Here is a 13,100-nt window from a genome sequence, read left to right on the forward strand (position 1 = left end):
TACATCATAAAAAAGGCCTCTCTTTCGAGTGGCCTTTCATCAAAAGAAAAGAGAGGTTTAAAACTCAATTTCAAAAAATAAACTGCTTTCAAGGTTATCCGTAGTAACGTCTTCTCCTTTTAGTACTTCTTGAGATTCGTTTAATAATTTCAAGTTAATTTTCCAATATCCTGTCATGGTTAGTGATAATTTTCCATTGTACATTTTTGATGTGCCATCATAGCTCAAATCTTCATTATTTGGCGAGCTATGATTACCCATACTAGGCATTCGAGGGTCTACTGTAATTTTATAGTTTTCTACTACAGAAAAAGTCATCATATTTTCCATTTTAAAAAGCATCGCACTAAAATCATTTACTGCAACTTTTGGATCTACTGGCCCGGTCATAGTCAAAATATAACGAGTACCATCACTACCCATAAATGTATTTACTTTTTGTTTACCATCTACCGGTGATATTACATCTATGGTTTTCTTTGTTGTGAATTCTTCTCCACTAATTTTATAGGTAATGGTAAGATCCCAGTATTCATCTGTATTCCCTGGCATTTGAAAAACCAAGAACCCTTTAGAAACCGTCTTGTCATCAGTAACAGTCAAGGTAGATTTTGGACAAGAGTGCTCCATTTGTGTCATATGCATCATAGGCATCCAAGAAATTTCGGATTGAGAAACATAGTTTTTTGTCGCTATATCTTTAATACGTATGTACACCTCATTATACCCAATGCTAAAATCGTTCTTCTTAGAATACAATTCTATAGAATGATTGTTAGCATCAAAAGAAGTTACCAGGTTAAATCCTTCCATAGGATTTACTATCATTTCGTCATCATCAGAACTACATGAGACAAAAATGGTTGAAAGTATGATTACTGTAAAAATTAATTTTATGGTTTTCATTTGTTTATTTTTAATTATGTTTTTTTTAATTGATTTTGTATGAAAATGTGATGAAGAAATTACGCCCCATTCGAGGAACATTTTTCCAATCTGTATACGTTGAATAGTATTCATCAAAAATATTTTCTACCCCTGCCTTGGCATATACCACATCGTTATTTAGGTAAAAGGTTTTTCCCAGAGTTAGAGAAAAAATGATGTAGGCCAATGTTTTATCTTCGCCAAATTCGGGATTAAAATTTGTTTGATCTCCTGCACCTTTCATTGTAATTGATCCAGAAAAACTATTCTTATTATATTGAATACCTGATCGATAAGACACTGGACTTATAAAAGGCAAATTGCGATTGGTATCATCTTTTCCCTGATGGTAGGATACCGAAGCAGACCATCCAAGTTCTGGGATGATTTTGTATTCTGTACTCAAAGACACATTAATCAAATCAGCATACTCTAGATTTTCATATATTTTTACTCCATCAGCACCAATTGTCATAGTACTAAGCGATTCATTTACCTCACCAATAATGTAATTAGGCATTCGAAAAATATTTCCTTCCAGAGCAATTTTTAATTTAGATTTTTCTAACGAAATTTTAGCATTAGCCTCTATAGATTGTTCATTTTTTAAGTTAGGGTCACCAATATAATCGTGATTATCAAAACTGTTAAAAAGATAAAATCCATATCCTTCTGATACTGATGGTGCTCGTTCTCCATAAGACAGTCCAGCATTGATGTGAATAGGTTCTAAATGTTTATGATATTGCAGCGAAGCACTTTTAAGAAAACGTGTTTTGGATTCTTCCATATCTGGATAAAAGATTCTGAGACTGTTAAGTCCAAAATCATCAGCTACATTATTGTTTTGTACTGCTAATCTCGCAGATAATTTTAAAGAACTTTTTTTAAAGCTAATTTTATCTTCAGCATATAAACCTGTATTCCAAGTTCGTACATCGGGCCAAGTAAGCATAAACATAGGGTTCTCATTGGGGTTATTAGGGTACATTGTCATTTCTGCAAGAGAGGTATTGTAAAACCCGTCCCATTTCATCAAAAAGTGTTGTTTTTTGGTTTTCAAATTCACTTCAGAGAAAAACCCATATGTATCACTCCATCCCGGCATATCCATTCGAATAGGTACATCTGGTCTTTGAGAATCATCCATCACATGAGTAACTTTATTAAAGTACACTTTAGACTTCCAATCGCTAAATACACCTATAGTATTTTGTTCAAAACTTATAGATGTAATAATTGCACGTGCCAAAGAAACATCCATGGGTAATGCAGGATAACCTACATCTCGTGCTTCATCATAAATAGCAGTTGCTGTAAGTGCCTTGTTTTTATCAATCTTATATCCTCCGTTTACAGAAACATTATACTTTGTATATTGAGAAAAATTGATTTCTTCTCCATTTCCTGCGGTATAGTTTTCCGCTTTGCGATAAATGATATCTCCATCTACATAAAAATCAGAATTTGAATAATTGGCTTCTGCCCCCAGAACCACTAATTGGTTATTGGTTTCGAATCCATCTTCTAAACTTGCTTTGAATCCTGTTTCTCTAAAATTGCTTTTATCTAACTCCAGATCTATTGCGCCTCCTATACAGTTTCCATATTCTGATCCTTGTTGTCCCGATGCAACATGGGCTTTAGCAAGATTGGATACATCTACATAAGAGGTAATAGGATCCATTTTATCTGTACATGCACCAAAGATTCGCATCCCATCAATAGTAACAGAAAGTCTTTCTGATGTCATATTATTTAGTGCAGGTTCCCAAGCATAGGCTCCTCGTTTTATCATACCCACTTTTTGTGAAAGCTCCAGATATTCATCTAACGACGATAATGGTTTGGGTTGTTTTTGATAATCCAATTCTTTTCTGGCAGATATCAAAATCACTTCTTCCAAATTGATCGGCATAATAGTATCTGGCTCTTTGTTTAGGATTTCTTCCTGGGCATTAACCCAACAGGGGGTAATTAGAAAAAGCAGGATATACCATAGCATATTTACCCTTTTAAACGGTGCCCTCAAAACCCTATACAAAGAGGTCACACCAATACTAGTTTTCATTAGAATATATTTTATAAATAATTCAACATATAAATAAGTTTATGCACATGTATTTGAGGTATATCATACCTTCAAAACAAATACATTTATAGAACTCATTTAAGCTTTTACTTTTTGCTGCAAATTTTTCTTATTCACCTTAATTTTGACTTTTTTTCGTAACGTAACTATATGGCTATGCTTCTCAAAAAAGGATTCATTATGGCAAAAAATCTTAAATTTTCGCTTAAAACAAAAAGCTTAAATAAGTTCATATTGAATTATCCAAACTCTGGAGGTGGAGAAATATCTGTAATAAGTAATTTGGAAATTATTTCTTGTGTAGTTTTATAATTGTTCTCAACTGTATTTTCTGGCTCATTTTTTAAATCAAAATCAAGTAATAGTTGAAAAAAAACAATATGTTGAATCTCATTCTTAGATTTTTTGTCTTTGAATGGATTATTTTCTGAGTCGGATTCTTTGGCTAATTGTTTTTTTAAATAACATTTACCATCACACTTTAATCTAGGCCTATCTTTATTTATACAGAGGTTTTTTACGATGTAATCATAATTCATGATATACTCTCCTACAGGCCAAAGAGGCTTGATAAGCATCAGGATAGCAACGAATAGAATTACCGTACTTTTCATGCGGCAAATATAGCCCCTATTACAGTAAGGAAAATATGATAAAAGTCACAAAAAAGACAAAACGATCTTTTTTATTATATTTGATCTAAAAAAAAAGCTATTATGCTATCTAACGCTTGTAAATACGCTATAAGAGCAATACTTTATTTAGCAATACACTCTGATGAGACTCATAAAATAGGAGTAAAAAAAATTGCCGAAGAATTAGAGACGCCTCAACCTTTTTTGGCCAAATTATTAAGGCAATTAACCTCTAATAAGCTGGTTTCCTCTACTAAAGGTCCTGGAGGTGGTTTTTTTCTGGATAAAAAAAATAAAGAGAAATCAGTTTGGGATGTTATCTGTTGCATCGATGGTACTCATAAATTTGATAAATGTTTTTTAGGACTATCAAAATGCAGCGATAAAAATCCATGTCCTGTACATTCTACTGTATCACCGTTTAAGAAAAAAATATTAAATGAATTTAGAGATAAAACGATTTCTAAACTTGTTGAAGAAATTGAAGTAGAAGGAACCGTAATTTCTTTAAAAGGATTTGATCTAAAATAATAGCTTTACCTAGATATCATTTACAAATCATCAATTTCTGAGTTTATTTGGTTTAAAGTCGTTTTGCTATTATCCAAATCGTTTAAAATTTGAGATTTAGAATTTTCAAAAGCTATTTTTATACCTCCAAAAATGTTTTCATAATAAGAAACTCCTTCTTTTAGATTTTTCACAAATACTGACAAATATTTTTTCTGTTTATCATTTATAGAATGCTTTGTTTCTTCAAGCTTATCCTTTAAAAAATCAATATAAATGTTTAGTTCTTTTATAAACATGTTAGGACGATCTGTTCGCACAACTTCATCAGATTCTCCATAAATATGACTTGTTATTTCTTTTAAACTCATAATTTTAGAGAAATAAGCCATATTTGGCCCAGGACATATCGAAACTCCTTCTCCTTCAACTTTAGTATCTAAGTTATATTTTAGTAATGCAGAAGTTCCCAGACCAACACAGGTGCATGATTTTTCTGTGATTTGATCAAATTCTCTTTGATAATCTTCCTGAGAAAGTTCCTTTTTATCCAGCTCCTTAATTTTTATATGCTGATATTGTCGTGATGCTGTACATATTCCTTTTTCAGTAAATTCTTTATTTAGAGCGACAAATTTTTTAGGACATGAACTACCTGGCCTGTTTTTTTCTACTAAAGTTAGCTTTTCCTGATCTTTTGTATTTCCTTTTAAACTATTAAATGGTATTCCTAAAGGAGAGATATCACTTAGATATAAATCATCTTCTTTGGCTTTTACTAATTTATCTAATGTACTATTATCGACTGTTGTTGCTTCTGGCACCAAAAGAAATGGGGTTCCCCACCCTACTGAATCTACCTTGTAATGTTCTAATAAAAACTGATGTTCTTCTGCTGTACCCACCCCACCCTGGGCAGTGATTTTAACAGGTAGAGGAGATTGCGGAACATTTCGGTTTTTACGAGACCATACCTCTGCTATAATTTTATGTATTTCAGAAATCAATTCTTCTTTCTGATCTCTAAACTGAGCCAATATTGGCCCCATAAGATATCCATCTGTTGCAAATGCATGACCTCCGCAATTAAGTCCGGATTCAATTCTATATTCTGAAACCCATAATCCTTTTTTGGCTAAAAATTTTCCTTGTATCAGAGCAGATCTATAATCACTTACTTTTAAAACTATCTTCTTTTTAATTTCTCCGTTCTGGTTTGGGTAAAAATCCTCAAACTCTTCCATATAACTATACAGTCTGGGGTTCATCCCAGCAGAAAGTATTACGGATGAAGATAATTCGCTATTAGCATATCCTCTAAGTGCTGCGTGAGCATCATTATACTTAGAAGATAGTTTCTCTTTTTTTTGATAATTTTCTTTATCTACTTTGGTCATGATATTTACATCAATACTGCCCATCGATAAATTGGCTTCTATTAAATCCTTAATTCCTTTAAAATTGAAATCATTGGATGCTAATCCTTTAAATCGCTGCTTTAGTATTGAAGTATCTGGTAAAATATTGAAATATTGCTTCAATTCATTACTACACTCTGTTGTAATATTTTTAAGTTGATTAAACTTTTTTTCTGCCAGATCATTCATCAAATTAAGATAAGAAGTAATCCTCTTAGCTCTAAAATCTTCTATACTTTCTGTGATTTCATTATATGGCATTTCGAATGTATCACAATACATCTTTCTTAGTTTTTCTAATAGAATATCATCAACCAATGAAATCACAGAATCTATTCCCAGATGAGAAACTTTTAATGGAGTATCAATAGTAAAGCCTATTCCCATTACGGGAATATGAAATGAATGTAGTTTCATTATAACGAATTAAGTTTTGTATCGGTTAATCAATATGTATTAGAACTATAGCATCAAATTGGCACTATTTTTTTAAAACCTAATACATATGTATCTGTCAAAAATCACTAATGGAATCAGAACTAAATATGACAATTATCATGTTTTAATAACTTCTATGTTTTAAGCATGTCGATCAATTTCATATTCTGGTTGTTTTTCTGTCAAAACTTCAATTCTTTTATTTACTAAATTAGGTTTCGCATGTTGCGTATGATAATGTCTTAATTGATGTTCACTTTGTCGATCAGAACTAAAATTAGATACTCGTTTTAAATATCCTATTACCCGAGTGGCATGATCTACATTATGAGAACCACAGTCATTGCATACAAACAAAGTGCGCTTATCTATATGTGAGCATTCATTGCATATTGTAATTCTTATATTAAAACAGAAATAGTTACATCCTGCAGCAGCTGTTGCATGAATTAGTTTTATAAATCCGTCTTTGTTGGGAGTCTCTTCAAGGTTAAGATGAAGTGCTGAGCCACCATCCAAATATTGTATAATCTCTTTACCATGTAACATTATTTTATCCAGAGAATTTACTTTATTATCTTCGACTGCATAGAAATATGAGTTATAGCAATCTCTAGGCACAAATAATCCATCTTCCTTATCCCATTTTGCATTTTTTATCCCCAGATTTTCAGCAGGAACAAACTCTGTGTTAAACATGAATCCATATTTTTCTTTTGCTGCTCTATTTTCTTGATAAATTGCTTTTAGATAGGTATTCACAAAATTCTTATATGTAGTGTTATTGCTTGCTTCGATTCCCTGGCTCTCGGCAGCTTCTACCATACCATTAATCCCTACTGTTAAAAATTGTTTATCTAATGCTATAAAGCCTGCTTGATAAACAGGCAATAATCCCGCTTCATTATATTCGTCTATAAGTTTTCTGTAAGCAACCTGATATTTATGAATCTTTTGTACTTCTTCAACAATATCAGCCTTTTTTTGAACCAACCGGTTCATGTTAAGAGTGATTACATTTATAGACCCTGTTGCTACCCCTCCTGCACCTAAAGAATAACTAAAGGTATTATCACTAATTTCATTTCGTAAACGACAACAAGATGCTAAGCTATCTGCATTTTCGGATTGGTAAATAAAAAAAGAGTTTCCTTCACTTAATTCTTGTGCACACATTTCGGTAAATTCTCTATCGACAGGAGCATTATTTTTTACAAGCATTGCGGCAGTAACTACAGGAAAAGTAAGTACAGCTCTTTTTCGTTCCTTATTAAACCATTTCATGAAGAATTCTTGTAACTTTTTTACACTTTCCCATTTTGGTTTGGTCATATCGGGAAATACAAAATCTCCAAACATACTATTAAAATAGGCTTCATCGTATAGAGAAATATTCCAGAATACAGATTGATAACCTCTTGCGGCAGCGGGTTGATTAACCGCATAAACTACATGTTGTAAATGATTTGCAATACGTTTTTCATGGGTCTGTAAATAATCTTCTCCAAGATCTTTAACAGCAAAATAATCAAAATACATCAAGAACTCTACGGTAGCTAATGCTCCGGCAAACTGCGAACTTACTGCAAAGACAAGGTTAACAAACTCACCACAATAACTCTCCAGATGTTTTGGAGCTTTACTTTCACCTCCTAATTTTGTGAGTCCGTCTAATAAGAATGGGTACATACTTATAGAAACGCAATATGGTTTTAGTGAAGTCTCATCGTGTACATAAATCTCATGTGATTCTATCTGTCTGGTGTATTCTTCAGCTAGATCATTGCCATACAGAGTAGCTATTTTTTGTTTTACCAATGCTCTGTTTACTTGTATATTAATGTCTTTATTTAACTCTGCCTCCATCGTTGCAATGTTTTTTGAAGTCACATTGGCATTAGCATCTACTTTGGATCCATCTGCTGCATTTGTAGAATCCAAGTAATGGGTTATAAAATCAATTTTATTTGCTATTTGATCATCTGAAAGTCGTATCATGAGTTTTTAATTTTTAATAAATAAGTAATTAAGTCGCTTATTGGTTTTTACTTCTATAAATTCTTGATTGGTGGTTTCGCTATTTAGTCCTCCTAAAGATTGATTCCATCTTCCTGTTTTAATCCAAGTTAATTGGGATAAGATTTTATCATTCACTTTTTCTAACCCTGTATAAAGGCAGGTATTATATCCTTTATTTTTAGCATATTTCAAATAGGTTATCAATTCCTTCTTGTGCCATTCTCCTCCCATAAAAACGACACAGGTGGCAAATCCAGAATACCTATCGAGTATATCTTTGTATTTTTTTTTAGTTAATTTTTCACCACTCCCTTTTTTCCATAAAAAAGGCGAATGACATCCTTTACACCTTAAAGGACATCCTGAAATACTAAAACATATACTTATTTCCCCTGGTACTTCCTGAAGCACTATATGAAAATCATAAAAATTCATTATTACACTATTAAAAGACCTTTTTATCTTTTATAAAAATAAGAATAGAAACTCCTCCTTTTAGATTAATAAAAATGAGTTATTAAAAATGTTATTAACAGGAAGAAAAATTATGTTTCTAAAGTCGATAAGTAATCAGAAATTGAAGACTTGTATGATCTTGAAGAAATAAGTTCTTTATTGTTTTTTAGTCTTAATTGATATTCATTATTACTCGTATATCTACAAGACTTTATATATACTTTATTTACTATTAAAGAGCGATGAATTCTTAAAAACTGAAATGTATCCAGGCTATCAAACAAAGCATTCATCGTTATTCTGTACAGATACGTTTTATCTTGCGTAATAATTTGTACATAATTGCCATCACTTTTAAAATAGATGATATCATCTATGCTAATACCTACATCTCTGCCTTTTTCATTGATTATAATCTCATTTAAAAAATCAGAAGGTTTAGATTCATAATTACTGATCAGTTTTTTAATCTTATCTTCTAAGTTTGATGCTTTTTTTCTTTTTTTAAGTTCAAAAACTCTATCTAAAGTAATATGCAGTCGTTCTTCATCAAACGGTTTCAAAAGATAATCAACGGCATTTATCTCAAAGGCCTTTAAAGCATAAGTATCATATGCTGTAGTAAATATCACATAAGGCTTATGTTGCAATCGAGAAATAACATTGAACCCATTCATATCTGGCATTTGTATATCTAAAAAGATTAAATCGGGTTCTTTTAATGTAATTTTTTCTATCGCCTCATTTCCATTTCTACATTCTCCAACCAGTAAAATATCTTTAAAATTTTCTAGCAACTTAATTAAACGCTGCCTGGCTAGATATTCATCATCTATAATCATGTATCGTAATCTCATAACTATGTAATAATTGGTACTGTGATCCTTGCGACATATAATTCTTTAGTTTGAAAGTGTGAAGTGAACACAAAACGGTTTTGATAAAATTGTTGTAATCTTTTTCTAATATTCACTAATCCTACTCCTGTGCCTATTGGCTTCTCCATAGTACTTTTAGAATTATATGTATTTGTAATTTGCAAAACCAAAGCATTTTCTTGTAGCGTTTTACAACGTTCTTGCTTAATTGTAATGTCTATTTTACCATCATCAATAGTTGGTATTATCCCGTATTTTACAGCATTTTCTACTAAAGGTTGAAAAATCATATTCGGAATTTTTATATCCAAAACATCATCGGGGATATCATAATCTATTGTTACTCTGTCTTGATAACGAACTTGTTCTAAATCTAAATAATTTTTAATAAAGTTTAATTCATCGGCAACCGTTACCATTTGTTCTGCATCGTATTCTAATACATTACGTAATAAACCACCAAGTTTACTTAACATTTTCTGTGCATTTTTTGTATCAATATCTATCATCGCAGCTATAGAATGTAAAGTATTAAACAAAAAATGTGGTTGCAATTGCATTCGTAATGCATTTAACTGTGCTGCAATTAATTCTTTTTGATTTCGTATATATTTTTTTTGATAATCCAAAGCTAAAAAAGAAGCAATAATCACAAGTAACTCTATAAAACTTGAGAAACTTCCTACAACAAGTACTGTTATACTATTACGGCCAAAAAAAGATTTCATATAACCATTATTAAGGTAATTTATAAAATCATTTATTCGTGAACTCAAAATTTGATGAAAAACAGCTAGTACAACACAACCAGTTGTAAACATTAAAATCTTATATAGAACAGTTGTACTATTATCTTGTAGCATTTTTACCAGAGAATATACAAGCGGAATCAAAACTACCCATAGTAAGTAAGCTATACTTATTTTTAAAGAAATTAATATCCAACTAAACGGATAATTGAATTGATTAATCAAATGATTTGTATACGCTTTTAAAATAAAAAACAGGCTTACGGCCAATGCGGCTAAAACTATCTTTTTTATAGATATAGGAAGGTTTTTATGATTTAAAAAACGAAACGTCAAAATTAAAAATTATACATTTGTTATTAGAAATTCCTTTTAAAAGTAGTTATATATTATTATAAAAATTTGTTTAATAGAAATTACCGCTTTATGAAATTAAAAGTTTTCTTTTTTTTATGTTCTTTCTTAATACTATTTCATAGCTGCAAGAATGAAAAAAATACTTCAGTGAATTCTAACTCAAAAAATATTAGTGAATTAACCTATATAGAAATTTACCATTTATTATACGATAACAATAATGGTGGTTTTGATGCACATGGTGATTTGTATGGTCAAGAGGCAATTTCCTTTTTAAAAATTGAAAAGGAAGCTAACAAATGTGGTGATGCTATGTATGTATTAAATACTACTGATAAAACTATTGATTTGGCTGTAAAAGCTTCATTTAATTTCCCTGGTAATCCAACAAATGAAATGGTAAGAGCATATACTATAAAGCCAGCAGATAAGATCTCAATTGGATATTCTAAATTATGCTATGCTAATAAAGAATATGATATCAAAAAAGATATTATTTCTGCCGGCTACTCTAAATAACCCTGTTATCAATCAATCTCTAACAAATCGGGTTCTTTAGTATTTAATTATTTCCCTTGTAATTCTTTAATAAATTGATCATTACTATCTTTTACAAATTTTGGAGGATTTAATGTGTTTGATTTTTTAAACATTTTAAGTGCTTCTTTATTTTGACCTTTAGTTTTATATGCCTCACCTAAACTGTTATGTACATTTGCATCTTTAGGGTTTCGTTTTACATTTAATTCAAAATAAGATATTGCTTTATCCAACTGCTTATTAGTCATAAGTAAATACCCTAATCCATTTAATTGATTATTATTTGCCATATCTGCAGCTTCATCCAAAAAAGGCATTGCTTCTTTTGTTTTTCCTTGTTGAAATAGGATATTAGCTTTTAAGCTTAAATTTTGAAACATTTTCTGCACTCCAATAGATTCGTTTATCCATTGTAATGCCAATTCTGGTTCATGATTTACTCTTGTAAGGTATTGAGCTCCCTGGAATTTACCTTTCCACCCAAAACCAAATTGTCCTCTCAATTCATCTTTTAGATTGTCGGTTACTAATACTGGTGTATCTGCACTAACATTAAAGGGGATTTGTTTATGTTCCCAACTTAAAGAAAATTCGGCTTGTTTGGTATCTAATTTGGTAGCACTATAATTCAACACATCATGAAATGCATTGTCCCTCATTACTACATCCACTCGTAAAACATCTTCATTCGGAGTATACCAAAAACTCCCCCATGAACTCGTGTTTTTAGAAAAGATCACTGTAGCATTTTTCTCATCCTTAATGATCATATGCAAACCATACGTTCCTGTTTTTAAATCTTTACCTTCTACTTTAACATCCGTGCTAAAAGTAATAGTAGTGTTCTCATCAGCTCCTGCTCTCCATGGGATTTCTCCTTTACCAGCAAAATTTATTTTTTGCAATCCAAAAGGTACTAGTTGACCCCAAACTTTACCCGTTCTGTCTCCTCTTGCTACTTTTACTTTTGGTGCTCCATACTCAATAGTAACTTTTGTTATACCAAAAGTTTGACTAAACTCGGCTCTTGGACTTCGCTTAGGAGTAGTTACCACAGCCTGTGCGTAACTGTAAGTTGTCAATAGTAAAACAGTGACAAGCCACAGATTAATCTTTAATGTTTTCATGTTGATAGATTTACCGTTTAACATTCTAAATATGATTTTATAATTTATTTATGGATGTAAAATTATCACAGGAGTATGCTCTTAGAAAGAAGATTGTGGCAGACTGTTAACTTTGTGACAACTTGCTTTATACAGCATAAAAAAATGATCCAAATTAACCAATCGTCACATCATCAACCATCTGTCACAAATTGGTTTTTTAAAAAGTACATCTTCTATAATTTTGTTGAGATATAAGATTTAGACACCCTTAAAAACATAAAATGAAATCATTTTTAATATTCATAGTAGCCCTTTTTGTAAATACAAGTTTTTTATCAGCGCAAGCGAAGGGATTTAAAAGATATAAAGCATTTAACGGTATTACATTTGAGTATACGGTACTACTTCCCGAAGGTTATGATAACAACAAAACATATAATACAGCAGTAGCATTTGCTGCAGTTGATGCTAAAAAAGATCAAGCGATTTGGTCGGTAAATAACCTATGGATGAATCACAAAAATTATGATTTTATAATTATTGTACCAAAAGTTCCTATTGGCCAACCAGATTGGATAAGTCATCCAATTCATCATGGTTTCAACGACTTTTTAAAATTCGTAAAGAAAAACTATAAAGTAAAACATCAAAAGATTCATTTTATAGGGTATAAAGATGGTTGTATTCCTGCACAAACATATATCACTGTCTTAGAATCTCCCCCAGCCTCTCTTACTCTATTATCTAGTAATTATTGGGAGCATTATAATAACAAAGAGTACGATCTATTGACTAAACTAAAAATCCCAATACGATTGTTTTACACTAAAAAAGATAAAAATGCACTGCAGATAAAGCAAAATATAGTTAAAAAATTAAAGAGTTTGAATATAGATGTACAGTATAAAATAATCGACACTTATGTTGAAGAATTAGATAACTTGTTAACTAAGAAATAGAGAATTAAAATCA

Annotated in this window: 12 protein-coding genes; 3 read left to right on the top strand and 9 right to left on the bottom strand. The window is 31.1% G+C overall.

The genetic code is table 11. The features are described from left to right. Positions 1-57: 57 nt before the first annotated feature. The 3 genes from DG435_RS11075 to DG435_RS11085 form a co-directional block, all read right to left on the bottom strand. A complete protein-coding gene (locus tag DG435_RS11075; RefSeq protein WP_106794060.1) occupies positions 58-906 on the bottom strand; it encodes a hypothetical protein in 849 nt (282 codons plus the stop codon). A 25-nt stretch (positions 907-931) separates the two neighbouring features. Further along, a complete protein-coding gene (locus DG435_RS11080) occupies positions 932-2,998 on the bottom strand; it encodes a TonB-dependent receptor (protein ID WP_234387151.1) in 2,067 nt (688 codons plus the stop codon). A gap of 260 nt (positions 2,999-3,258) precedes the next feature. Next, positions 3,259-3,633 carry a hypothetical protein gene (locus DG435_RS11085; RefSeq protein WP_106794028.1) on the bottom strand — a complete coding sequence of 125 codons (375 nt, stop codon included), beginning with the start codon at positions 3,631-3,633 and terminating at the stop codon, positions 3,259-3,261. A gap of 102 nt (positions 3,634-3,735) precedes the next feature. Between DG435_RS11085 and DG435_RS11090 the strand changes: the two genes are divergently transcribed. Beyond that, positions 3,736-4,185, top strand: coding sequence for an Rrf2 family transcriptional regulator (locus tag DG435_RS11090; protein ID WP_024772234.1), 450 nt, complete (start codon positions 3,736-3,738; stop codon positions 4,183-4,185). Positions 4,186-4,205: 20 nt separating this feature from the next. Here the strand turns inward: DG435_RS11090 and DG435_RS11095 are convergent, their stop codons facing one another. The 5 genes from DG435_RS11095 to DG435_RS11115 all read right to left on the bottom strand — a co-directional run bounded on the left by DG435_RS11095 (position 4,206) and on the right by DG435_RS11115 (position 10,458). Beyond that, positions 4,206-5,999 carry a hypothetical protein gene (locus DG435_RS11095; protein ID WP_108840606.1) on the bottom strand — a complete coding sequence of 598 codons (1,794 nt, stop codon included), beginning with the start codon at positions 5,997-5,999 and terminating at the stop codon, positions 4,206-4,208. A gap of 162 nt (positions 6,000-6,161) precedes the next feature. Next, positions 6,162-8,018 (bottom strand): anaerobic ribonucleoside-triphosphate reductase, encoded by a 1,857-nt coding sequence (gene nrdD, locus DG435_RS11100; protein WP_106794029.1) that lies wholly within the window; start codon positions 8,016-8,018, stop codon positions 6,162-6,164. 6 nt (positions 8,019-8,024) lie between these two features. Further along, complete coding sequence (nrdG, locus tag DG435_RS11105; RefSeq protein ID WP_106794030.1) at positions 8,025-8,474, bottom strand: anaerobic ribonucleoside-triphosphate reductase activating protein; 450 nt, start codon at positions 8,472-8,474, stop codon at positions 8,025-8,027. A gap of 110 nt (positions 8,475-8,584) precedes the next feature. Next, positions 8,585-9,352, bottom strand: a complete 768-nt coding sequence (locus tag DG435_RS11110; protein ID WP_106794031.1) for a LytTR family DNA-binding domain-containing protein — start codon at positions 9,350-9,352, stop codon at positions 8,585-8,587. Positions 9,353-9,354: 2 nt separating this feature from the next. After that, on the bottom strand, positions 9,355-10,458 hold the full coding sequence (locus tag DG435_RS11115; protein ID WP_106794032.1) for a sensor histidine kinase: 1,104 nt from the start codon (positions 10,456-10,458) through the stop codon (positions 9,355-9,357). A gap of 168 nt (positions 10,459-10,626) precedes the next feature. Here DG435_RS11115 and DG435_RS11120 point away from each other — a divergent pair, with 168 nt between their 5' ends. Beyond that, positions 10,627-10,998 (top strand): hypothetical protein, encoded by a 372-nt coding sequence (locus DG435_RS11120; protein ID WP_159025691.1) that lies wholly within the window; start codon positions 10,627-10,629, stop codon positions 10,996-10,998. A 47-nt stretch (positions 10,999-11,045) separates the two neighbouring features. Here the strand turns inward: DG435_RS11120 and DG435_RS11125 are convergent, their stop codons facing one another. After that, positions 11,046-12,146 (bottom strand): DUF2911 domain-containing protein, encoded by a 1,101-nt coding sequence (locus DG435_RS11125; RefSeq protein WP_159025692.1) that lies wholly within the window; start codon positions 12,144-12,146, stop codon positions 11,046-11,048. A gap of 263 nt (positions 12,147-12,409) precedes the next feature. Here DG435_RS11125 and DG435_RS11130 point away from each other — a divergent pair, with 263 nt between their 5' ends. Further along, a complete protein-coding gene (locus tag DG435_RS11130) occupies positions 12,410-13,087 on the top strand; it encodes a hypothetical protein (RefSeq protein WP_106794035.1) in 678 nt (225 codons plus the stop codon). The last annotated feature ends 13 nt before the right edge of the window (positions 13,088-13,100 follow it).

It is taken from the genome of Aquimarina sp. Aq78, from assembly GCF_900299525.1.
Lineage (GTDB): Bacteria > Bacteroidota > Bacteroidia > Flavobacteriales > Flavobacteriaceae > Aquimarina.

Coding starts and splice junctions, on each gene's coding strand:
- nrdD (WP_106794029.1), bottom strand. CDS start 8,018: ATGATACGACTTTCAGATGATCAAATAGCAAATAAAATTGATTTTATA.
- DG435_RS11085 (WP_106794028.1), bottom strand. CDS start 3,633: ATGAAAAGTACGGTAATTCTATTCGTTGCTATCCTGATGCTTATCAAG.
- DG435_RS11110 (WP_106794031.1), bottom strand. CDS start 9,352: ATGAGATTACGATACATGATTATAGATGATGAATATCTAGCCAGGCAG.
- DG435_RS11090 (WP_024772234.1), top strand. CDS start 3,736: ATGCTATCTAACGCTTGTAAATACGCTATAAGAGCAATACTTTATTTA.
- DG435_RS11075 (WP_106794060.1), bottom strand. CDS start 906: ATGAAAACCATAAAATTAATTTTTACAGTAATCATACTTTCAACCATT.
- DG435_RS11080 (WP_234387151.1), bottom strand. CDS start 2,998: ATGAAAACTAGTATTGGTGTGACCTCTTTGTATAGGGTTTTGAGGGCA.
- DG435_RS11130 (WP_106794035.1), top strand. CDS start 12,410: ATGAAATCATTTTTAATATTCATAGTAGCCCTTTTTGTAAATACAAGT.
- DG435_RS11125 (WP_159025692.1), bottom strand. CDS start 12,146: ATGAAAACATTAAAGATTAATCTGTGGCTTGTCACTGTTTTACTATTG.
- DG435_RS11095 (WP_108840606.1), bottom strand. CDS start 5,999: ATGAAACTACATTCATTTCATATTCCCGTAATGGGAATAGGCTTTACT.
- nrdG (WP_106794030.1), bottom strand. CDS start 8,474: ATGAATTTTTATGATTTTCATATAGTGCTTCAGGAAGTACCAGGGGAA.